Annotated in this window: 22 protein-coding genes and 1 pseudogene; 11 read left to right on the top strand and 12 right to left on the bottom strand. The window is 71.9% G+C overall.

The annotated features are described in order from the left end of the window. The first annotated feature begins 348 nt into the window (after positions 1 to 348). Positions 349 to 1,284 carry an ABC transporter ATP-binding protein gene (locus ACLBYE_RS21505; protein WP_042673784.1) on the top strand — a complete coding sequence of 312 codons (936 nt, stop codon included), beginning with the start codon at positions 349 to 351 and terminating at the stop codon, positions 1,282 to 1,284. Positions 1,285 to 1,298: 14 nt separating this feature from the next. Beyond that, positions 1,299 to 2,060 carry an ABC transporter permease gene (locus tag ACLBYE_RS21500; protein ID WP_447695704.1) on the top strand — a complete coding sequence of 254 codons (762 nt, stop codon included), beginning with the start codon at positions 1,299 to 1,301 and terminating at the stop codon, positions 2,058 to 2,060. A 4-nt stretch (positions 2,061 to 2,064) separates the two neighbouring features. Here the strand turns inward: ACLBYE_RS21500 and ACLBYE_RS21495 are convergent, their stop codons facing one another. Next, a complete protein-coding gene (locus tag ACLBYE_RS21495) occupies positions 2,065 to 2,829 on the bottom strand; it encodes an alpha/beta fold hydrolase (protein WP_447695703.1) in 765 nt (254 codons plus the stop codon). Between the two features lie 116 nt (positions 2,830 to 2,945). On the opposite strand from ACLBYE_RS21495, the gene ACLBYE_RS21490 reads away from it, so the two are divergent. Beyond that, a complete protein-coding gene (locus ACLBYE_RS21490) occupies positions 2,946 to 3,788 on the top strand; it encodes an FkbM family methyltransferase (protein ID WP_447695702.1) in 843 nt (280 codons plus the stop codon). Here ACLBYE_RS21490 and sfsA read toward each other — a convergent pair. Further along, on the bottom strand, positions 3,775 to 4,488 hold the full coding sequence (sfsA, locus tag ACLBYE_RS21485) for a DNA/RNA nuclease SfsA (RefSeq protein ID WP_447695701.1): 714 nt from the start codon (positions 4,486 to 4,488) through the stop codon (positions 3,775 to 3,777). The two genes, ACLBYE_RS21490 and sfsA, sit on opposite strands and share 14 nt — an antisense overlap. Positions 4,489 to 4,565: 77 nt before the next feature. Here sfsA and ACLBYE_RS21480 point away from each other — a divergent pair, with 77 nt between their 5' ends. Further along, a complete protein-coding gene (locus ACLBYE_RS21480) occupies positions 4,566 to 5,306 on the top strand; it encodes a competence/damage-inducible protein A (protein WP_020093399.1) in 741 nt (246 codons plus the stop codon). Between the two features lie 43 nt (positions 5,307 to 5,349). Continuing rightward, entirely contained in the window at positions 5,350 to 6,219 is an 870-nt protein-coding gene (locus ACLBYE_RS21475) for a formate/nitrite transporter family protein (RefSeq protein ID WP_020093398.1), read from the top strand. Positions 6,220 to 6,311: 92 nt separating this feature from the next. On the opposite strand, the gene ACLBYE_RS21470 is transcribed toward ACLBYE_RS21475, so the two are convergent. The 8 genes and pseudogenes from ACLBYE_RS21470 to ACLBYE_RS21435 form a co-directional block, all read right to left on the bottom strand. Then, positions 6,312 to 7,592: an NAD(P)/FAD-dependent oxidoreductase gene (locus ACLBYE_RS21470; RefSeq protein WP_447695700.1), complete on the bottom strand. Its 1,281-nt coding sequence runs from the start codon at positions 7,590 to 7,592 to the stop codon at positions 6,312 to 6,314. A 224-nt stretch (positions 7,593 to 7,816) separates the two neighbouring features. Beyond that, positions 7,817 to 8,302: a F0F1 ATP synthase subunit B family protein gene (locus ACLBYE_RS21465; RefSeq protein ID WP_170855147.1), complete on the bottom strand. Its 486-nt coding sequence runs from the start codon at positions 8,300 to 8,302 to the stop codon at positions 7,817 to 7,819. Between the two features lie 15 nt (positions 8,303 to 8,317). Beyond that, the gene (locus ACLBYE_RS21460) at positions 8,318 to 8,896 is read right to left on the bottom strand and encodes a F0F1 ATP synthase subunit B family protein (RefSeq protein ID WP_447695699.1); all 579 of its coding nucleotides are present in this window, start codon (positions 8,894 to 8,896) and stop codon (positions 8,318 to 8,320) included. Positions 8,897 to 9,040: 144 nt separating this feature from the next. Next, positions 9,041 to 9,268: a F0F1 ATP synthase subunit C gene (locus ACLBYE_RS21455; RefSeq protein WP_007566773.1), complete on the bottom strand. Its 228-nt coding sequence runs from the start codon at positions 9,266 to 9,268 to the stop codon at positions 9,041 to 9,043. Positions 9,269 to 9,334: 66 nt separating this feature from the next. Further along, positions 9,335 to 10,090, bottom strand: a complete 756-nt coding sequence (locus ACLBYE_RS21450) for a F0F1 ATP synthase subunit A (protein ID WP_447680653.1) — start codon at positions 10,088 to 10,090, stop codon at positions 9,335 to 9,337. Between the two features lie 74 nt (positions 10,091 to 10,164). Next, positions 10,165 to 10,539: an AtpZ/AtpI family protein gene (locus ACLBYE_RS21445; protein WP_056525259.1), complete on the bottom strand. Its 375-nt coding sequence runs from the start codon at positions 10,537 to 10,539 to the stop codon at positions 10,165 to 10,167. A 191-nt stretch (positions 10,540 to 10,730) separates the two neighbouring features. Next, entirely contained in the window at positions 10,731 to 11,375 is a 645-nt protein-coding gene (locus tag ACLBYE_RS21440; protein ID WP_020093392.1) for a DsbA family protein, read from the bottom strand. Between the two features lie 89 nt (positions 11,376 to 11,464). Continuing rightward, positions 11,465 to 11,948: pseudogene (locus tag ACLBYE_RS21435) on the bottom strand (DUF721 domain-containing protein). A gap of 133 nt (positions 11,949 to 12,081) precedes the next feature. Between ACLBYE_RS21435 and mutY the strand changes: the two are divergent. Continuing rightward, entirely contained in the window at positions 12,082 to 13,425 is a 1,344-nt protein-coding gene (gene mutY / locus ACLBYE_RS21430) for an A/G-specific adenine glycosylase (protein ID WP_447695698.1), read from the top strand. 35 nt (positions 13,426 to 13,460) lie between these two features. Here the strand turns inward: mutY and ACLBYE_RS21425 are convergent, their stop codons facing one another. Then, positions 13,461 to 14,651 (bottom strand): DNA methyltransferase, encoded by a 1,191-nt coding sequence (locus tag ACLBYE_RS21425; protein ID WP_447695697.1) that lies wholly within the window; start codon positions 14,649 to 14,651, stop codon positions 13,461 to 13,463. A gap of 591 nt (positions 14,652 to 15,242) precedes the next feature. Between ACLBYE_RS21425 and ACLBYE_RS21420 the strand changes: the two genes are divergently transcribed. The 5 genes from ACLBYE_RS21420 (at position 15,243) to ACLBYE_RS21400 (ending at position 19,761) form a co-directional block, all read left to right on the top strand. Continuing rightward, positions 15,243 to 15,593, top strand: coding sequence for a septal ring lytic transglycosylase RlpA family protein (locus tag ACLBYE_RS21420; protein WP_100252147.1), 351 nt, complete (start codon positions 15,243 to 15,245; stop codon positions 15,591 to 15,593). 123 nt (positions 15,594 to 15,716) lie between these two features. After that, positions 15,717 to 16,031 carry a polyhydroxyalkanoic acid system family protein gene (locus ACLBYE_RS21415; protein ID WP_020093387.1) on the top strand — a complete coding sequence of 105 codons (315 nt, stop codon included), beginning with the start codon at positions 15,717 to 15,719 and terminating at the stop codon, positions 16,029 to 16,031. A 74-nt stretch (positions 16,032 to 16,105) separates the two neighbouring features. Further along, positions 16,106 to 16,348, top strand: a complete 243-nt coding sequence (locus tag ACLBYE_RS21410; protein ID WP_020093386.1) for a hypothetical protein — start codon at positions 16,106 to 16,108, stop codon at positions 16,346 to 16,348. A gap of 66 nt (positions 16,349 to 16,414) precedes the next feature. Beyond that, positions 16,415 to 18,217, top strand: a complete 1,803-nt coding sequence (locus tag ACLBYE_RS21405; protein WP_447695696.1) for an ATP-binding cassette domain-containing protein — start codon at positions 16,415 to 16,417, stop codon at positions 18,215 to 18,217. Positions 18,218 to 18,261: 44 nt separating this feature from the next. Next, positions 18,262 to 19,761, top strand: a complete 1,500-nt coding sequence (locus ACLBYE_RS21400; RefSeq protein ID WP_447695695.1) for a carboxypeptidase M32 — start codon at positions 18,262 to 18,264, stop codon at positions 19,759 to 19,761. A gap of 48 nt (positions 19,762 to 19,809) precedes the next feature. On the opposite strand, the gene ACLBYE_RS21395 is transcribed toward ACLBYE_RS21400, so the two are convergent. Further along, positions 19,810 to 21,552, bottom strand: a 1,743-nt coding sequence (locus ACLBYE_RS21395; RefSeq protein ID WP_447695694.1) for an ATP-binding protein, incomplete at its 5' end; no start/stop codon positions are given.

Raw genomic sequence — 21,552 nt, 5'->3', positions numbered from 1 at the left:
CCCCCCCCCCCCCCGTCGCCCGCCGCCCCCGCCCCCGCGGCCCCGGCGGCCCCCCGGGCGCCCGGCGGCCCGAGCGCCGCGGAATGCGCCGCCCTGCTGACCGCCTTCTCGCGCATCGCGGATCCGGATCTCCGCAAGGAGTGCCTCGCGCTGGCGGAGCGCCTCGGCCGCAGGTGAGCGACGGGCGCCCTCGCGGTGCGGTGGCGCACACGCGCTCGGTCAGCGCCGGTCATCCAGCGTGCTATAGGGGCGCCCGCCGCCGGAGGCGTCTCGCTCGGCCGGCCCCTCGCGTGTCCGGTGCCTGAGCATGGCTGCCGGACCCGTGCACGCTCCCGCTCGCACCAGGCTCTGATGCCGATCATCTCCATCTCGAAGCTGTCGAAGACCTACACGTCCGGCTTCACGGCCCTGCGCGACATCGACCTCGCCATCGAGCGCGGCGAGATCTTCGCGCTGCTCGGTCCGAACGGGGCGGGCAAATCGACGCTCATCAACATCGTTTGCGGGATCGTCACCGCGAGTGCGGGGACCGTCCTGGTCGACGGCCACGACATCGCGGCGGATTACCGCGCCGCGCGCCGGGCCATCGGGCTCGTCCCGCAGGAACTCACCACCGACGCCTTCGAGACGGTGCTGAACACCGTGAGCTTCTCCCGCGGCCTGTTCGGGCTGCGGCCGGATCCCGGGCATATCGAGCGGATCCTCCGGGCGCTGTCCCTCTGGGACAAGCGCGACAGCCGGCTGATGACCCTGTCGGGCGGCATGAAGCGGCGGGTGCTCATCGCCAAGGCGCTGTCGCATGAGCCCCGGGTGCTGTTCCTCGACGAGCCCACGGCGGGCGTCGACGTGGAGCTGCGCCAGGACATGTGGCGCCTCGTGCGCGACCTGCGCCAGCAGGGCGTCACCGTCATCCTCACCACCCACTACATCGAGGAGGCCGAGGAGATGGCCGACCGCATCGGCGTGATCCGCCGGGGCGAGATCATCCTCGTGGAGGAGAAGGCCGCGCTGATGCGCAAGCTCGGACGCAAGCAGCTGACGCTCCACCTCCAGCAGCCGATCGCCGCGGTACCGCCGGAACTCGCCGATTACGGCCTGGCGCTCGGCGGGGAGGGGACCGAGCTGGTCTACACCTACGACACCCGCGCCGAGCGCACCGGCATCACGGGGCTCCTGACCGGCCTCGCGGCGGCGGGCATCCGCTTCAACGACCTCCACACCGAGCAGAGCTCGCTGGAGGACATCTTCGTCGGCCTCGTGCGCGAGGAGAGGGCACAGCCATGAGCGCGGCGTTCAGCATGAACTGGCCGGCGGTCCGGGCCATCTACCTGTTCGAGATGGGCCGCTTCTGGCGCACCGCCGGGCAGAGCATCCTGGCCCCCGTCATCTCGACGACCCTGTATTTCGTGGTCTTCGGCGCGGCGATCGGCTCCCGGTTCTCGGCGGTCGACGACGTGCCCTACGGGCTGTTCATCGTGCCCGGCCTGATCATGCTCTCGCTGCTGACGCAGAGCATCTCGAACGCCTCGTTCGGCATCTACTTCCCGCGCTTCGCCGGCACGATCTACGAGATCCTGTCGGCGCCGATCTCACCGCTGGAGGTGGTGCTGGGCTTCGTCGGCGCCGCGGCCTCGAAGTCGATCCTGATCGGGCTGATCATCCTGGCCACCTCGGCCCTGTTCGTGCCGCTGCGGATCGACCACCCGCTCTGGATGATCGGCTTCCTGCTGCTCACCGCGGTGACGTTCAGCCTGTTCGGCTTCGTTATCGGCCTGTGGGCGGACGGGTTCGAGAAGCTGCAGCTGGTGCCGCTCCTCGTCGTGACCCCGCTCACCTTCCTGGGCGGCAGCTTCTACGCGATCAGCATGCTGCCGCCGTTCTGGCACGCGGTGAGCCTGCTGAACCCGGTCGTGTACCTGATCAGCGGGTTCCGCTGGGCGTTCTTCGGCAAGGCCGACGTGAACATCGCGATCAGCCTCGGCATGACCGCGCTGTTCCTGGTGATCTGCCTCGGCCTCGTGACCTACATCTTCCGCACGGGCTACCGGCTGAAGAGCTGAGGCCTCAGGGCTGCGCGGCCAGGAAGGCCAGCACCCCGTCCCGGTGCGGCTTGGCGCCGACCGCCGTGGAGTGGTCCTTGCCCTCGATCTCGAGGGCCCGGGCGTCCGGGATCAGGGCGGCGAGGCCCGGCCCCGAGCCCGCGACCGTGTCGAGGGTCCCGACCGAGACCAGGACCGGCACCTCGATCTGCGCGAGTTCCCCCCGGCTGAGCGTCTGGCGCGAGCCGCGCATGCAGGCGGCGAGTGCCCGCAGGTCGCTCCGGGTCTGCTCGGCGAACATCCGGAAGGCCGCCGCCGTCGGGTTGGGCGCGGGCGTCCCGGCGGGCGCCTCCAGGGCCTCGGCGATACCGGAGGGCAGGCCCTTGCCCTCGATGAGGTGCATCCCGAGGCCGCCGATCAGGGCAGAGCGCACCCGGTCCGCGTGGTCGAGCGCGATATGCGCGGTGATCCGCCCACCCATCGAGTAGCCCATGACGTGGGCGCGCTGGATCCCGAGATGGTCGAGGAGCCGGATCGCGTCGCCGGCCATGGCCTCGGAGCTGTAGGCGGCCGGATCGTAGAGCTTCTCGCTCTCGCCGTGGCCGCGGTTGTCCAGCGCGATCGCGCGGTAGCCGGCCTGCGTCAGGGCCTTCACCCACTGGGTGTTGACCCAATTGACCGCGTGGTTCGACGCGAATCCGTGGATCAGCAGGATCGGCTTGCCCGGACCGTCCGCCGGCGGGACGTCGATATAGGCGATCCGCACGCCGTCGGAATTGAAGGTCTCCATGCCACGCAACCTGTGTTCATCAAGCTCGGCCACGGCTTAGACCACCCGGGCGCGCGGGAGCAACGCGGATCGATCCGCTTGCGGGTCGGAGCGCCGGCTGGCAAACCGCCCCGGTCATGACGGACACGCAGCCCTACGGCACCTACGAACCGTCCGGCCTCGTGGCGGCGATCACGCGCCGCACGAACCGGATCCCGGCCGAGTCCTGGTACGGGCGGCGCCTCGCGCTGTTCCTGCGCCGGATCGCGATCGCGCGCCTCGGGGGCAAGCCCCTCGACGTGACCCGCTACGGCGCGCGGATGCGGCTGCACCCGTACAACAACAACTGCGAGAAGAAGGTGCTCTTCACCCCGCAGTTCTTCGACCCGGAGGAGCGGGCGCTGCTGCAGGAGCGCCTGCCGCGGGACTGCGTGTTCCTCGACATCGGCGCCAATGTCGGCGCCTACGCCCTCTGCGTGGCCGCCTTCTCGGGGCCGGGGGCGCGGATCGTCGCGGTCGAGCCGCAGCCGGACGTGTTCGACCGCCTGACCTACAACATCGCCCAGAACCCGTTCCACACCGTCAAGGCGGTCGCCTGCGCGGTGGCCGACAAGGCGGGTGAGCTGACCCTGTTCATCGATCCGCGAAACCGCGGCGAGTCGAGCCTGCGCATCGTCGGCACCAACGAGGGCGCGCGGATCACCGTGCCGGCGGTGACGCTCCTCGACCTGCTGCGCAGCGAGGGCCTCGACCGTGTCGACGCCATCAAGCTCGACGTCGAGGGCGCCGAGGACCTGATCCTCGAGCCGTTCCTCCGCGAGGCGCCGGACGCGCTCCTGCCGCGGATCTTACTGGTCGAGAACGGCACCGGCCAGTGGCAGCTCGACCTGCTGCGGCATCTGGGGCGCTACGGCTACAGCGAGATCGCGCGCTCGCGTCTCAACCTGATGTTCGAGCGCGGCGCCGTCAGGCCGGCGTGATCACCGGGATCTCCTCGGCGATGGCGACGCCCTCCGGCGCCACGGCGCAGCGATAGGCGCGGACCGCCACGCCCGCCGCGCGCGCCTCGCGGAACGCCCGGTCGAAGGCGGGATCGATGTCCCGGGCGACGTCGAAGGCCTCGGCCCGCATCTGCACGACGATGACCACCAGCGCGCGACCGCCCTCGGCCACGACCTGGGCCAGGTCGCGCATGTGCCGGGCGCTGCGGGCCGCCTTGCAGTCCGGGAACTCGGCCAGGCCCGGCCGCCGCATCAGGTGGCAGTTCTTGACCTCGACGTGGCATGGCCCTGTAGCCGCGCCGCTCGCGAGGAAGTCGACCCGGCTGGCCGCGGCGTAGCGCACCTCGGGCCTCAGCGCGTCGTGGCCGTCGAGCGCCGCGATCGCGCCGGCCCGGAAGGCCTCGGCCACGAGCGCGTTCGGCCGCATCGTGTTGATGCCGACCCACTGCGCCCCGCCGGGGAGGTCGGCCTCCACCAGCTCCCAGGTGAGCGGCAGCTTGCGCGCGGGGTTGCTCGAGCGCGACAGCAGCACGCGCGCACCCGGCGTGTTGAGCCCGAGCATGGCTCCGGGATTGGGGCAGTGGACGGTGACGCGGCCGTCATCGGTGTCGATGTCGGCGAGGAAGCGCTTGTAGCGCTGCACGAGCCGTCCCGGCACCAGCGGCGCGGCGAACTGCATGGGGTCCTCGGGGTTCACGTAGTCGCGGGCCGCGGTCGCGCTATCTGCCTGCAGGACCCGCCCGACGCCAGAGTTCCATGAGCCAGCCTTCCGAATCCGTCACCGCCGCGATCCTCGTCATCGGCGACGAGATCCTCTCGGGTCGCACCAAGGACAAGAACATCGGCACCATCGCCGACTTCCTCACCGCCGCCGGGATCGACCTGCGCGAGGTGCGGATCGTGCCCGACGAGGCGGCCATGATCGTCGAGGCGGTCAACGCCCTGCGCGCCCGCTACACCTACCTGTTCACCACCGGCGGAATCGGCCCGACCCACGACGACATCACCGCCGATTGCGTGGCCGAGGCCTTCGGGGTCGGCATCGACGTCGACGAGCGCGCCCGGGCGATGCTGCTGGAGCGGCACAAGCCCGAAGATCTCAACGAGGCCCGCCTGCGCATGGCGCGGATCCCGTTCGGGGCCGACCTGATCGCCAATCCCGTCTCGAAGGCGCCGGGCTTCCGCATCGGCAACGTCCACGTGATGGCCGGCGTGCCCAGCATCATGCAGGCCATGCTGGACTCGATCGCCCCGACGCTGACGGGCGGCGCCGCGATGCTGTCCGAGACGATCGAGGCGGCCGGTCTCCCGGAGGGCAGCTACGCGGGCGGCCTCGGCGAGATCGCGAGGGCGCGGCAAGCCGTCTCCATCGGCTCGTACCCGGCGATCACGCCGGAGGGCTTCCGGAACCGGATCGTCGTGCGCAGCCGGGACCCGGAGGCCCTCGCCGAGGCGCGCGGCGCCGTCGAGGCCCTGCTGGCGCGGCTCTCGGCCTGACCCGTCCCGTCCGATCGATCGTGTTGCGTAGCGGAGCTGTCGGATGGTGCGGGACAAGGACAAGCGGGCCGACCCCGAGACGCGCCGGGACGAACTGCTGAAGGAAGTCTCCGAGATCGGTCGGCCCGACGCCTACGTCCTGCACGAGGTCATCCGGCTCGAGGGCGACGAGGAGCTGCGCCGCCACGGCCTCGCGCTGTTCCTCTCGGCCTTCGCGGCCGGGCTCAGCATCGCCCTGTCGCTGATCGTGCCGGGCGTGCTGCGAAGCCATCTCCCGGAGACGGACTGGGCCAAGATCGTCAGCTCAATGGGCTACGCGGTCGGGTTCCTGGTCGTCGTCCTCGGGCGCCAGCAGCTCTTCACCGAGAACACCATCACGCCGATCCTGCCGCTCCTGCACGACCGCTCCGTGAAGACGGCGCTCCGCGTCGTCAGGCTCTGGATGATCGTGCTGTCCGGCAACATCCTGGGAACGCTCGCGATCGCGACGCTGCTGGCCTATTCGGGCGCCTTCGAGCCTCCGGTCCTCCGCGCCTTCGCGGAGATCAGCCACGACGCCATCGCGCACGGTTTCTGGGCGACCTTCATCAAGGCCGTCTTCGCCGGATGGATGATCGCCCTGATGGTCTGGTTCCTGCCGGCCACCGCCAGCGCGGCGCCGTTCGTGATCCTCCTGATGACGTGGCTGGTGGCGCTCTGCAGCCTCGCCCACATCGTGGCCGGCTCCGTCGAGGCCTTCTACCTCGTGGTCACGGGCGCCGCCTCGCTGCACGATTACGCGGTGAAGTTCTTCCTTCCGACGCTGCTCGGCAACACGTTCGGCGGCGTGGCGCTGGTGGCGGTGCTGAACTACGGGCAGGTCGCCCCCGAGGTCGAGGAGACCAAGGCCGTCGAGGGCGAACGTCCGGACTGAGACCGAGGATTTGGCTCGAGGATTTGGACCGAGGACTCGGGCCGCCGGCGGCACCGCGCGTCGCCCGCGACGCCGGATCCGCGCCGGCCGCCTCAGTCGAGCCGCACCGGCGGGCTGATCAGGTGGTCGAGATCGTCGAGGACCCACGTCATCGTCCCGCGGAGCGGCCCGTAGAGCCCGATCTGGTGCTGCCGGTAGAGGAGGTCGTGCGTCAGCCGCGCCGAGAGCCCGTTCAGGCGCCCGCCGCCGAACGTGTAGCGGCCGAGGGTGCCCCAGCCGTTGAAATCCGCGAGTGAGACGATCGCGCCCTTCTCGGCATAGTGGAACGGAGGCAGGTCCGCCTCGGGCGCGTCCCCGCGGGCCAGCGCGCGGCCGAGATGGCGCGCGAGATGCTGCGCCTGCTGGCGGGCGGCCTGCGCGGTCGCCGGAACGGGGTGGCCGGTCCGGGAGTCGGTGAGGCTGGCGCAGTCGCCGAGGGCGACGATGGCCGGATCCCGGGTCGTGCGCAGGTCGGGGCGCACGACGAGCTGCCCGGCCCGCGAGCGCTCCAGGCCGTCGAGGCCGGCGAGCACGTCCGGCGCCTTGACGCCGGCGGCCCAGACCTTCAGCCCGGCCGGGATGCGGCGGCCGTCCTTCAGGATGAACCCGTCCGCGTCCGCGGCCGTCACCATCGCGCCGGTCCGGACCTCCACGTCGAGATCCGACAGGGTGCGGGCGGCGGCGCGCGACACCTTCTCGGGGAAGGCCGGCAACAGGCGCGGCCCGCTCTCGATGAGCGTCAGGCGCAGGCGCCCCGGCAGGTCGGGCGAGCCGTAGGCCGCGAAGAGGTTGATGGCGTGCTTGAGCTCGGCGGCGAGCTCGACGCCGGTCGCACCGCCGCCCACGATGGCGATCTCCAGCAGGCCGCCGCCGTCGAGCCGGGCCAGGAGATGGCACCGCATCTGTTCGTGGAAGTGCTCGGCCTCGGTCAGGTCATCGATGGTCAGGCAATGCTCGGCCACGCCGGACGTGCCGAAATCGTTGGCGCGACTGCCGATGGCGAGGACCAGCAGATCGTAGGCGCGCTCCACCTCCGGAACCCCCTCCGCGGCCTCGACCGCGAGCCGGACGCGCCTGGCCGCGCGGTCGATGCCCACGAGGGCGCCGGGCTGGAACCGGAAGCCGTTGCGGCGCGCCTGGGCGAAGAGATCCACCTTCTGCCGGTCGGCCCGGGCCGTACCCGCCGCGAAGGTGTGCAGCATCGGCTTCCAGACGTGCGAGAGGCTGCGATCGGCGAGGGTGACGTCGGCCCGGCCGCCGCGTCCGAGGCTGGTCGCCACCTCGATCCCGGCGACGCCGCCGCCGACGATCACGATCCGTGGTCTCTCCGCCATGACGTCTCCGCATCCTCACGGGTCGGGAACGCCGGTCACGGCCTCGATGTTCGCCGCGGCGCGCGCCGATTCCGCCCGGCGTCGGACGCATTTCGTGCGCGGCCCGTCCCCCGATCCCGCGGCGGGCGGGATCGCGTCGCTGCGCGCCGGTCGAGAGGAGCCGTCGAGCATGAAAAAAGCCGCCCGGAGGCGGCTTTCGTGAGCGTCGCGGTGCTGCGTCCGGGTCAGGAGCGCATGCGGGTCCGCACCTCGCCGAGGCTCGCACGGATCAGGTTCTGGGCGGCGTCGCCCTGCATCCGCTCCCGGAGGATCGTCTCCGAGACCTTCACGGCGGCCTCCGCGGCGGCGGCGCGGACCTGGGCCTCGGCCTGGGCTTCCGCCTGGGCGATCTTGGTCTCGGCGGCCTTGGTGCGGCGGGCCAGGAAGTCGTCCAGCTTGCGGTGGCCCTCCTCGGCGGCGCGCTGCGCCTCCTCGCGGGCCCCGGCGACGATCGACTCGGCCTCCTTCTCGGCCTCGGCGCGGCGGCGCTTGTAGTCGGCCAGCACGGCGGCGGCCTCCTCGCGCAGGCGCTTGGCCTCGTCGAGCTCGTGGCGGACGCGGTTGGCGCGCCCGTCCAGGCCCTTGAGCATCGTCGAGAAGGCGCCGGCCTTCCAGGCGATGCCCATGAAGATGACGAACGCGACGGCGACCCAGAATTCGGCTTCGAGCAGCATCGTGGGATCCCGTCAGTGTGCGGTGGCGTCGAGGGCGCGGTCGAGGCTCGTCCGGTCCGGGGCCTGCCCGGTCAGACGCTCGACGATGGCCGACGCGGCCTCACCCGCGATCGAGCGGACGTTGCCCATGGCGGCCTCGGTCCGCGTGCGGATCGTCGCCTCGGAGGCAGAGAGCTTGGCGTTCAGCTCGTCCTCCAGCGCCTTGCGCTTGGTGTCGGCCTCGGCGGCCAGTTCGTTCCGGGTGGTCTGCGCGATGTCGCGCGCCTTGCCCTGGGCGTCCCGGAGGGCGGTCTCGAAGGCCACGCCGGCGGCATCCGCCTCGGCCTTCATCGCCTGCGCCTGGTCCAGGTCGGCGCGCAGGCGCTCGGCGCGGGCGTGCAGGATCGACTGGATCCGCGGCAGCGCGATCTTGTCCATCAGGTAGTAGAGGAGGCCGAAGGCCAGGGCGAGCCAGATCAGCTGCGCCAGGAAGCCCGAGGTCTCGAAGGGCGGGAAGGCGCCGGAATGCGCTTCCGTATGCTCGACATGGCCCGGCACGACCTGCGTGTCGGCGCCCGGGGGCGGCGTGGTGAGGGGATTGGGCTGCGCCATGAGACCGCTACACTGACACCGTTCGCTGAGGCCACCGCCGGCGCGGTGACGGACGAAGGCGGACGCCCCGTCGCGGGAGCGTCCACCCGTTCATCGGGCCGGGGCCCGGGAGGAGACCGCGGGGACCGCGGCCTCCGGCGCCGATCAGACGGCGAAGAGCAGCAGCAGCGCGATCAGCAGCGAGAAGATGCCGAGCGCCTCGGTGAGGGCGAAGCCCAGGAGCAGGGTGGCGCGCTGGCCGTCGGCCGCGGACGGGTTGCGAAGGGCGCCGGCGAGGAACTGACCGAACAGGTTGCCGAGGCCGATGCCCGCACCCGCCATGCCGAGGCAGGCGAGGCCGGCGCCGATGTACTTCGCAGCGACGGGATCCATGGTAACTCCTGAGGTCTCTTCAGATCGAAACGTGCGGTGACGTTTGCGGCGGGTGGAGCCGGCCGATCAGTGGCCGGGGTGAAGGGCGTCGTTGAGGTAGATCGCCGTCAGCGTCGCGAAGACGTAGGCCTGAAGCGCCGCAACGAGGAACTCGAGAGCGGTCAGCGCGATCGTCAGGAACAGCGGGAGCGGCGATAGCACGCTCCAGGCGCCCGCGAGAAGGAGCTGGACCACGAAGAACGCGAAGATCTTCATCGCGATGTGGCCGGCCAGCATGTTGGCGAACAGACGGACCGACAGGCTGATCGGGCGCGAGATGAACGAGATCACCTCGATCGGGACCAGGATGGCGAGGAGCGGCTTCGGCACGCCCGACGGCACGAACAGGCCGAAGAAGTGGGTGCCGTGCTTCATCACGCCGAAGATCACCACGGTGGAGATCACCAGCGCGGCGAGACCGAAGGTGATGATCAGGTGGCTGGTCACCGCGAAGGCGTAGGGGATCATCCCGAACAGGTTCAGGACGAGCACGAACATGAACAGCGAGAACACGAGCGGCATGAACCGCTTGCCGCCGTCGCCCGTCGCCTGGTGCACGGTGTCGGCGATGAATTCGTAGAAGATCTCGGCCAGCGACTGCATGCGGCCCGGAACGACCGAGCGGGACGCGGTCGCCACGATGGTGATGAGCGCGATCACGCCGACGGCGGCGAACATGTAGAGGGCCGACTGCGTGAACGCGAGCTGCTGGTTGCCGATATGGCCCAGCGACACGAGCGGCTTCAGCTCGAACTGATGGATCGGGTCGATCGTGACCGCCATTCCCGCTTCCGCCCTTCTTGTCCGGCGCGCCGACGGGTGTCGGCCGCCCCACATTCCCCACTGACCGGCGCGCCTTATGGCTCCTGCCGATCGCGCCGTCCCGGACGCGCGCCGGCGAAACCCGACGCCCGCATCACGTTGTAGACCCCCGCGACGAACCCCAGCATCAGGAGGACGATCAGGCCCCAGGGCTTCGTCCCGAAGACATGATCGACGATCCAGCCGAGTATGCCCCCCGCGATCACGCCCGCGACGAACTCCGTGGAGAGCGTCATGGCCTGGCCCAGCGAGGATGGCCCGCCGTCCCGAGGGCGCGTGGAATGACCGGGAGCAGCCTGCGGCCGCTTCCGTTCGATCTGCGTCTCGAGACGTCTGAGCCTCGCGGAGAGTTCGCTGTCCGTCGGCGTCTGCTCGGTCCCTCTCCCGTCCCTCGGATCGTCGCCGTTCACGGCTCAAAACTCATCGGGCGGGAGGCTGTGGAACCGGCTGGACACCCCCAGCAAGCGGGGCGCACCATAGTTTCGCCTATCTTGAGTGTCAAGGCGAACCCCATACACCGTAAGTAATTGATTTTAGTTTGGTATTCCAACTTTGTGCGATGCGCCGGAGCCGCGCTGCGCGCGAGGCCCCGGCGGGTCGATCAGGCGCCGATGATCGGCTTGATCACCTTCTCCATACCCTCGACGGTCATCTCGCCGGTGTAGCGCTCGCCGTTGATGAAGAAGGTCGGGGTCGAATCCACCTTGAAGACGTCGAGGCCGCGCTGCTTCACGGCGTTGACCGCGCTGTAGATCTTCTGGTCCTTCAGGCAGGCCTCGAAGGTCTGCTTGTTGTAGCCCGCCTGCCGGAGCATCTGCTCCAGCGCGTCCACGGGCTTCGGCGTGAAGGCCCAGGCCGCCTGCTGATCGAACAGCAGGTCGGTGATCGGATAATACTTGGCATCGCCCTGGCAGCGCGCCAGCATGAAGGCCGCGGTGGCCAGCGGGTCGAGGGGGAATTCGCGCAGCGTGAACCGCACCTTGCCGGTGTCGATGTAGCGCTCCTTCAGGGTCGGCCACGTGGTCCTGTGGAAGGCCGCGCAGTGCGAGCAGGTCATCGAGGCGTACTCGATGATCGTGCACTTGGCGTCCGCCGGGCCGAGCCAGACGTCGCCGAGGGGTCCCGGCTGCAGCAGGGCCGCCATCTCGGAATTCTGCGCCCGGGCGGGCCGCCCGAGATACGGCAGGGCGAGGCCGGCGCCGAGGGCGAGGCCGGAGAACTTGAGAGCGTCGCGTCGCGTCGTCATCGGGCAGGCTCCGCCGGATTGATCAGTCGTGGCGTCCGGATGCCGGTACTCGGGCGCGACCGTCCTGGCAAGGTGACCGAATCGACCGTTCACCGCTCCGGGCGCGTCGCCACGGCGGCGGTGCCGAGGCGGTCGAGGGCCGCGCGCAGGCCGTCATCGGCGATTCCCGCCACGGCGCGCTGGACCTCGACGGCGGCGGGCGGGTCGGCCCCCGCCCGGGGGGGCGGCCCGGCCGGCGCGCCCGACCCGGTCCTGCTGCAGCACGATCCGGGAGACGCAGGCCCATCCGTAATGGGCGTTGATCCGCTGGATCACCACCGGCGCGAGATGCTGCAATTCGAGCGCGAAGACGCCCTCGACGCGCACGACCAGCGTGCCGGATTCGGGCGCGGCGGACTCGCTCCGGCGGCGCTTCGGCCATTCCAGCTTGGACGGGCGGCAGTAGCGCGCCAGCCGCTCGCCGACGATCTCCGGCCACGCGGCCAGGATGTCGGTCGAGGCGAAGCCCTGCGCCGCGAAGGCCGGCCCGATGCAACTCTCGATCAGCTCGGCCAGCGGTTTGACGCGCGCCATGGTGGTTCCGGCCCCGTGGATCCGCGAAGGTTAGCGCAGGATGGTTGACGAAGGGAACGCGCGCCGGCGCTTTCGCCGCCCTATGATCGCCGCGGCGCTCCGGCTATGCAGCGCGACCCCTGTCGACCCGCCCATGCCGCATCGCACAGACACGGATCCTGAAGCCGGTCCCGGACCGCGCGCCGACGACCTGCTCGCCTGGTACGACCGGCATCGGCGGGTGCTGCCCTGGCGGGCGCTCGCCGGCGCGGTCCCCGATCCCTACCGGGTCTGGCTGTCCGAGGTGATGCTGCAGCAGACCACGATCGCGGCGGTGCGGCCGTATTTCGAGCGCTTCCTGACGCGCTTCCCCGACATCTTCGCCCTGGCCGAGGCGCCCGAGGAGGCGGTGATGTCGGCCTGGGCCGGCCTCGGCTACTACTCCCGCGCGCGCAATCTGCACGCCTGCGCGAAGGCGGTCGCGGCGGCCGGAGGGCGCTTCCCCGACACCGCCGAGGGCCTGCGCAAGCTCCCGGGAATCGGCGCCTACACGGCCGGCGCGATCGCCGCGATTGCGTTCGACCGGCCGGAGGCCGCCGTCGACGGCAATGTCGAGCGGGTCCTGAGCCGGGCCTACGCGGTGGAGGCCCCGCTCCCGGGCAGCCGGCCGGAGATCCGCCGCCTGACGCAGGCGCTCGTCCCGCAGGACAGGCCGGGCGACTTCGCCCAGGCGCTCATGGATCTCGGCGCGACGATCTGCACGCCCAAGCGCCCCGCCTGCGCGCTCTGCCCGTGGATGCGGCCCTGCCGGGCGCGGTCGCTGGGCACGCAGGAGACCTTCCCGCGCAAGATCAGGGTGGCCAAGGGCGCGCTCCGCCGCGGCGCCGCCTTCGTGGCGATCCGCAGCGGCGACGAGGCGGTGCTGCTGCGGACCCGCGCCCCCGAGGGGCTGCTCGGCAACATGGCCGAGCCGCCGGGGAGCGCCTGGGAGCCGAATTACGACGTGGCCGCCGCCCTGCTGGACGCGCCCCTCGACGCGCGGTGGAAGCGGCTCCCGGGCCTCGTCCGCCACGGCTTCACGCATTTTCCCCTGGAGCTGACGGTGTTCGTGGCCCGCGTCGCGCTGGCGACGCCGGCTCCGGCCGGCATGCGCTTCACGCCGCGCGGCGCCCTCGCGGACGAGCCGCTGCCCGGTCTCATGCGCAAGGTCCTGGCGCACGCCTTCGACCCGAAGCCGGAGCCCGAGAAGAAGCCGCGCGGGCGCCCGAGGAAGGAACCGCCGCCGATGCCGCTGCTGGCGGCGATCGAGCCGCCGGTCTCGATGCCGGATCCCGACCCGCGCCCGCGCGTGCGCGCCGTTCCGAAGCCGCAGCCGAAGGCGGCGCCGACGCCGCCGCAGGAGACGGACGAACTGTTCGAAGGCGAGGTCGAGCAACCCGTGGCTTCGGTGCGTGCCCGATCGTCGGCCCGGCGGCCGGGGCCGGCCCGGAAGCGGTAGCCGACCCTCATCGCGAGCGCAGCGACGGCGGCGTGTCAGCCGTTCGCCATCGCCTGCCGGAGACCGGCCCGGTAGGTGTCGATCGCCACCGGCTTGCCGCCGCGCTCCACGTGCCAGAACGTCCAGCCGTTGCAGGCCGGCAGGCCCTGCACCAGCGCGCCGATCTTGTGGATCGAGCCGATGACGAGGCCGTTGTCGAGTTGGCCGTCCGGGCGCACCGTGGCGCGGAACCGGCGGCGCTCGTCGGTGACGGTCTCGCCTGGCCGGATATGGCCCGCCTCGATCACCGACAGGAACGGTACCCGCGGCTCGGCGCGCTTGGTCGGCGCCACCATGAGGGCGGCCTTCGACAGGGTCTCCACGGCGGCGATCCGGTCCCGGGCCGCCTCGGCGTAGGTCGCCTCGCGCTCGATGCCGATGAAGCGGCGGCCGAGGCGCTTGGCGACGGCGCCGGTCGTGCCGGTGCCGAAGAACGGATCGAGCACCACGTCGCCGGGATTGGTCGCCGCGAGCAGCGTCCGGGCGAGCAGGGCCTCGGGCTTCTGGGTCGGGTGGACCTTCCGGCCCTCCGCATCCTTCAGCCGCTCCTCGCCGGTGCAGAGGGGGATGAACCAGTCCGAGCGCATCTGAAGGTCCTCGTTGCCCCCTTTCAGCGCCTCGTAATGGAAGGTGTAGCCCTTCGATTCGGCCGAGCGCGAGGCCCAGATCAGGGTCTCGTGGGCGTTGGTGAAGCGCTTGCCGCGGAAGTTCGGCATCGGGTTGGCCTTGCGCCAGACGATGTCGTTGAGGATCCAGTAACCGAGATCCTGCAACGCGCTCCCGACCCGGAAGATGTTGTGGTACGACCCGATCACCCAGAGGGTCGCATTCGGCTTCATCACGCGGCGGCAGGCGGCGAGCCAGTCCCGGGTGAAGGTGTCGTAGGCCTCGAAGGTCGCGAACTTGTCCCAGTCGTCGTCGACCGCGTCGACGCGGCTCTGGTCCGGGCGCAGGAGGCCGGCGTCGCCGAGCTGAAGGTTGTAGGGCGGGTCGGCGAACACGCAGTCGACGCTCGACGCCGGCAAGGCGTTCATGGCCGCGATGCAGTCCCCGACGAGTACCTGGTCGAGGGGCAGAGAACGCTGGGCGGGTACGAGACCCATCCGTGGCGCCGACGCGGGCCGCCCGGCACGCGAGACCTGTTTCCGGGCGACGGCGTCGGCAGCCACGGTACGCGGGGAAGCCATGGCAAACACCGGTTACGCGACTGACCGGCAGACCATGCGCCGGGTACGGTAAAGGTCACGTTGTCGATTTCGCGTCCGGCGCGTCCCGTTCTGGGGCTGCAGATTTTGCCGACCGGGCGCCCGGACAATCCTGCGACAGATTAAGCAACCGTTACCCGGCCGCGCCGCGCCGCGCCGCCGGGATCGGGCGACAACACTCTATCCCTGCGGGTCACGCGCGGCCGCGGCGGACTGTGCTTGGGAAACAGCCGCGCACGACAATCATCGTCGTGCCAGGGGCGCCGGACGGGTCGCGCTTCCACCTCAGCGGGACGCAGGGTCACGCTCCGCGCAAGGCTTAAGAATAACGTCCTATTTTGCATCCTCCCCGACGGAGGCGAGCAGTTCTTGCTGAATACGAAGAACCACACGCCAATGCATCACCCGCAACAAGAGCGGAAATAAACTGAAATAAGCCGCCATGTAATGGGGATGACCAGCGCGAAATCGGCCAAAATGTGACCCCGACAGCCCGAAAAAGCCTGCCATATTCCGGCCCGTTTCGGGCACGACTGGCGCCGCCCCGACAAAAACAATGGGAATGCGTCGAGAATGTCGTTCGGTTTCGGTAAGCTCGTTGTCTCGCTTGGAATGCTGTCCACCGTCGTCGGAACAAGCCTCCCGGCCGCCGCCCAGAGCGGAGCGGCCTCTTGGTACGGGAGCGGCCATCGCACCGCCAACGGCGAGCGTTTCAACCCCAACGGACTGACCGCCGCCCATCGCAGCCTGCCGTTCGGCACCCGGGTCCGCGTCGAGAACAAGCGGACCGGACGCTCGATCGTCGTGCGCATCAACGACCGCGGTCCGTTCGTGCGCGGCCGCATCATCGACCTGTCGCGCGGCTCCGCCCGCGCCCTCGGCATGGGCGGGGTCAGCTACGTGTCGCTGCACGTCGTGCACTGACCGTTCACGGGCATCGAGCGCCCCGGCGCGCCTCCGCCCGCGCGGGCGGGGCGGCCTCCGGGGCGTTGTCTGCCGGACCCGGACGCACCATCTGCTGCCGGGTTCAGCTCGGATCACCCGCCCATGCCCAAGCCCCTCATCGTCGACATCCCGCACGACCTCGGCCGCGACGAGGCCAAGCGGCGCCTGGAGCACGGCACGGATCAGGCGCGGGCCCTCCTGGCCAAGAGCGGAATCACGGTGGACCAGCTCGCCTGGACGGGCGACCGGCTCGATTTCGGCGTGTCCGCGGTGGCGCAGAAGATCGCCGGCACGATCGACGTGGGCGCGGAGAGCGTGCGCCTCGAGGTGAAGCTGCCGTTCCTCCTCGCCCTGTTCGCCGAGAAGATCCAGAAGGTGGCGAGCAAGGAGGGCAACCTCCTGCTGACGAAGAAGTAGCCCTCCGGAACCGGATCCGCCGCACTCTGTTTCCGCGAGACCGGTGCCGCTGTGCACCACCGGTCTCGCGGAGGATGACGGTGCCCGATTTCACGCTCGCCGACCCGGGGCAGGTCCCCGAGGTGCCGCCGCAGCCGACGCCGGTGCCGGACCGCCCCTACGATCCGCCGCAGGCGCCGACCCAGCCGCCCGGGCCGGAGATCCCCGGGAACACCCCGGCGGAGGCGCCGGGCATCCAGCCGCCCGAGATCCCCGTCAACGATCCGGGCGTGCCCGAGATCAGCCCGCCGACGGGACCGGCCAACCCGATCGCCTGACCGGGCGCCGACCGACGGGGGCGGCTCTGTTTGAACAGGCCGCCCCGCGCTGCCATAAGCCGGCCCATGGCCGCTCCCCCGCTCCTCACCCTCCAGGACGTCGCGCTCACCTTCGGCGGCACGCCGCTGATCACGGGCGCGAGCCTCGCCATCGCGCCGGGCGAGCGCACCTGCCTCGTCGGCCGGAACGGGTCGGGGAAGTCGACGCTCATGAAGATCGCCGCGGGCCTCACGGAGCCCGACCGGGGCCGGCGCTTCGTCCAGCCCGGCACGACGATCCGCTACCTCGCGCAGGAGCCCGATTTCACGGGCTTCGCCACCACCCTGGATTTTGTCGAGGCCGGCCTGCCGCCGGGCGAATCGACCCACCGTGCGCGCTACCTGCTGGAGAGCCTCGGCCTGACCGGCGCGGAGGATCCGAGCAAGCTCTCCGGCGGCGAGGGGCGCCGCACCGCGCTGGCGCAGGCGCTCGCCCCCGAGCCCGACGTGCTGCTCCTCGACGAGCCCACCAACCATCTCGACCTGCCGGCGATCGAGTGGCTCGAGACCGAGCTGAAGGGCACCCGCGCGGCCCTCGTGCTGATCAGCCACGACCGGCGCTTCCTCTCGGCCCTGTCGCGGGCCACGATCTGGCTCGACCGCGGCGAGACCCGCCGGATCGACCAGGGCTTCTCCAGCTTCGAGGCGTGGCGCGACGCCTTCTTCGAGGAAGAGGAGCGGGACCAGCACAAGCTCGACCGCAAGATCGCCGCCGAGGAGCACTGGCTGCGCTACGGCGTCACCGCGCGGCGCAAGCGCAACGTCCGTCGCCTCGGCAACCTGCACGAACTCCGGCAGAACCGCCGCGAGGTGCGCCGCCCCGTGGGCAGCGTCAGCATGCAGGCCTCGGACGCCGAATCCTCCGGGAGCCTCGTCGTCGAGGCCCGCGACATCGCGAAGAGCTACGGCGAGCGCAAGATCGTCGACGGCCTGTCCCTGCGGGTGATGCGGGGCGACCGGCTCGGCATCGTCGGGGCGAACGGCGCGGGCAAGAGCACCCTGATCAACCTGCTCATGGGCCGGCTCGCGCCGGATGCCGGGCAGGTCGTGCTCGGTACGAACCTGCTGCCGGTGGTGCTCGATCAGGCCCGCGCCGTGCTGGAGCCCGGGATGACCGTCACCGACGTGCTGACCGGCGGTCGCGGCGACAGTGTCACGGTGAACGGACAGAGCCGCCACGTGATCGGCTACCTCAAGGACTTCCTGTTCACGCCCGAGCAGGCCCGCACGCCGGTCTCGGTGCTGTCCGGCGGCGAGCGCAACCGGCTGCTGATCGCCCGGGCCCTGGCCCAGCCGGCCAACCTCCTCGTCCTCGACGAGCCCACCAACGACCTCGACCTCGAGACCCTCGACCTGCTCCAGGAGATGCTGGGCGACTACCAGGGCACGCTGATCCTGGTGAGCCATGACCGCGACTTCCTGGACCGCGTGGCCGGCAGCGTGCTGGTCTCGGAGGGCGCCGGTCGCTGGGTCGAGTATGCCGGCGGCTACAGCGACATGCTGGTCCAGCGCGGCCAGGGCGTCGAGGCGCGGACCGTCGCGCCGAAGGCGAAGGAGTCGCGCGAGCGCGCCGCCGCGCCGGCCGCCCAGCCATCGGGCAAGCCCAAGCTCGGCTTCAAGGACCAGCACGAGTTGAAGACCCTGCCGGCCCGCATCGAGAAGCTGGAGGCGGCGATCGCCCAGCTCCGCACGATCCTGGCCGACCCCGAGCTCTACGCCCGCGACCCGGCCCGGTTCGACAAGGCCTCGACCATGCTGGCTCAGGCCGAGACCGAGCTGTCGCAGGCGGAGGATCGCTGGCTGGAACTGGAGATGCTTCAGGCGGGGTGAGAGCCGCACCGTCGCGCCGCGAGACATACCCGACCGGAGACCGCATGACCGCCTACCAGACCCTCGAACAGCGCTTCGCCCGGCTCGCCGCCCTGGAGGGCGCGGCCGGGATCCTCGGATGGGACGCGCAGACGCTGATGCCGGACGGCGCCGCCGAGGCCCGCGGCGACCAGCTCGCGATCCTGCGCGGGCTCGCCCACGGGATGCTCACCGCCCCCGAGGCCGCCGAGGAGCTGGCAGCGGCCGAGCAGGGCGGCGAACTCGAACCCTGGGCCGCCGCCAACCTCCGGGAGATGCGCCGCGCCCAGGCGCACGCCACCGCGGTCCCCCGCGACCTCGTCGAGGCCAGCTCGCGCGCCGTGTCCCGCTCCGAGATGGTCTGGCGCGAGGCGCGGCGCGACGCCGATTTCGCCCGCCTCGAACCCCACCTCGCCGAGGTGCTGCGGCTCCAGCGGGAGATCGGCCAAGCGAAGGGCGCGGCCCTCGGCCTCGATCCCTACGACGCGCTGCTCGACAGCTACGATCCCGGCATGCGCCGGGCGACGATCGACCCGCTCTTCGCGGACCTGACCGACTGGCTGCCGGCCCTGATCGCCCGCGCCCGGGAGATCCAGGCGTCCCGGCCGGCACCGCTCCCGCTCGCCGGACCGTTCGACGTGGCGGTGCAGCGCGATCTCGGCCTGAAGCTGATGGAGGCGGTCGGCTTCGACTTCACCCGCGGCCGGCTCGACATCAGCCTGCACCCGTTCTGCGGCGGCGCCACCGACGACGTGCGGATCACGACCCGCTACGACGCGGCCGATTTCGGCCGGGCGCTGATGGGCGTTCTCCACGAGACCGGGCACGCCCTCTACGAGCAGGGCCGGCCGGCGGCGTGGCGGAACCAGCCGGTCGGCGCGGCGCGCGGCATGAGCCTGCACGAGAGCCAGTCGCTCATCGTCGAGATGCAGGCCTGCCGGAGCCGGGAGTTCTTCACCTTCCTGGCGCCGCTCCTGCAGGCGGCGTTCGGGCGATCCGGGCCCGAATGGTCGCCGGAGAACCTTCACGCGCTCAACACCCGGGTCGCGCCGGGCTTCATCCGGGTGGATGCCGACGAGGCGACCTACCCGGCCCACATCCTCCTGCGCTACCGGCTGGAGACCGCGATGATCGCGGGCGACCTCGCGGTGCGCGACTTGCCGGGGGCGTTCAACGACGGGCTGCGCGATCTGCTCGGGCTTACCGTGCCGGACGACCGGGTCGGCTGCCTCCAGGACATCCACTGGCCGAGCGGCGCGTTCGGCTATTTCCCGACCTACACGCTCGGCGCCCTGGCGGCCGCGCAGCTGTTCCGGGCGGCCCGCACGGCCGAGCCCGCGCTGCCGGGCTGCCTCGCGCAGGGCGACTTCGGACCCTTGCGGGACTGGCTCCGCGCGCACGTGCACGCGATGGGGAGCCTGCTCGACACCGACGACCTGCTCACCCGCGCCACCGGGACGAAGCTCGGCACGGCGGCGTTCCGGGCCCACCTGGAGGCGCGCTATCTCGGGGGCGCGGGCGCCTGAGCGGCTGCGGACGGGGAGGGGGCGGATCGGCCCCCTCCGCCAGCCCCCCTAGAGCGTCACCACGTCGACGGAGTCGCCGAGCCGGTCGCGGGCGATGTCCGCGACGTGGCGGTGGTGCGTGAACAGGATCGGCTGGACGCGGGTGCCGATCGCGGCCAGCGCGTCCAGACCGTACCCGGTCCGGGTCTCGTCGAAGGTCGAGAACAGGTCGTCGCCGATGAACGGGGCCGGCTCGGCGCGACCGGCGTAATCCTCCAGATAGGCCAGCCGCAGGGCGAGATAGAGCTGGTCGCGGGTGCCCTCGCTCATGCCCTCGATCGCGACCGTGCCGCCGCCGGCGCGCTGCCCGGCGAGCTTCGGCGTGTCGGCCTCGTCGTAGATCTGCGCCAGGCCGGAGAACGCGCCGCCGGTCAGCGCCTGGAACAGCGCGCCCGCCCGGGTGACGAGCGGGTCCTGCTGCCCCGCGCGGTGGCGGGCGACCGCCTGCCCGAGCATCAGCCCGGCGAGCCGCAGCACGGCCCAGGACCGGGAAGCCGCCTGGAGATCCGCCTCCGCGGCTTTGCGCTCCGCGAGGGCCAGCTCGGCGCCGGTGCCGCCTTCCAGCTCCGCCCGCCGCCGCTCCGCCCGGTCGCGGTCCGCGAAGATGACCTGCCCGCGCTCGGCCTGCTCCTCGGCCTCGAGGGAGAGCCGCGCCAGCTCCGCCTCGATCGCCTCCGGCGACACGGTCTCCAGGCCGGCGCGCAGCTCGGCCTCGGGAAGCCCGTCGGCCGCGCCCGCGAGCGTGCCGCGGAGCCGCAGGCGCTCGGCGCGCAGCGCCTCCCGCGCGCTGAGGCGGCCGAACAGCCGGTCGATCTTCGGCGTCGGTGCAGCGGCGAGATCCGGCATCACCTCGGCCACCTGCCGGGCGAGCGTCGCCCGCGCCGCGTCGCGCGATTCGCAGGCGCCGCGATGGGCGGCCTCGGCCTCGTCGCGGCGGCGGTCGAGCTCGGCGCGCCGCGCCTCGCGGGCCTGCGCGGCCACGAGGCGGCCGTGGAGCGATCGGACCGCGCCGGCGGGCGAGACCTCCGCGAGGTCGGGCGCCAGGGCCTCGACCAGGGCGGCGGCGGTGGCCCGGAACGCCTCCATGTCCCGGCGGATCCCCGCCGAGCGGCGCTGCAGGGCGGCCCGCTCCGCCAGCCGGTCCGGCACGCTGCGCCACGCCTCCAGAGCGCCCTCCGCCTCCTCCGGACCGGCCGAACCGTCGAGGCCGAGGGGCAGCAGCGCCGCCTCCCAGTCGGCCCGCCACGCGGCGCGGCGGGCGGCGGTCTCGGCGAGGCTCGCTTCCAGCCGGTCGACGGACAGTCCGGCCGCGCGCAGCAGGCCGGCGGTCTGCAGGTTGGCCTCCCAGCGGCTCGCCAGCGCGGCGATCCGTGCTTCGAGACCGTCCAGCGCGGCGGCGATCTCGAGGTCCGGCGCGGCGTCGAGGCCAGCGCGGCTGCGCAGGTCGGTCAGGGGCGCCCGCGCGGCCTCGATCCGCGCCAGGAGCCGGTCGGCCTCGATCCGCTGCGCGGCGAGGCGCTGCTCGGCCTCGATCAGGCTCTCCACCTCGGCGAGCCAGGCCGCCATCTCGGCCGGGGGACCGGGCACGAGCCCGGCGGGCCGCCACGCCTCGCGCCACGCCGCCTCGCCCGCCGCGATCTCCGCGGCGAGACCGGCGAGGACGTCCTCGGCCCGCGCGGCCTCCGCCTCCTCGGCGGCGAGCCGTTCCAGGTCGGCCGCGGGGGGGGGGGCCCCGGGGGCGCCGGGGGGGAG

It is taken from the genome of Methylobacterium sp. A52T, from assembly GCF_053346095.1.
Note: the sequence above shows the minus strand (reverse complement) of the source record. Positions and strands in the feature narration are given on the sequence as shown.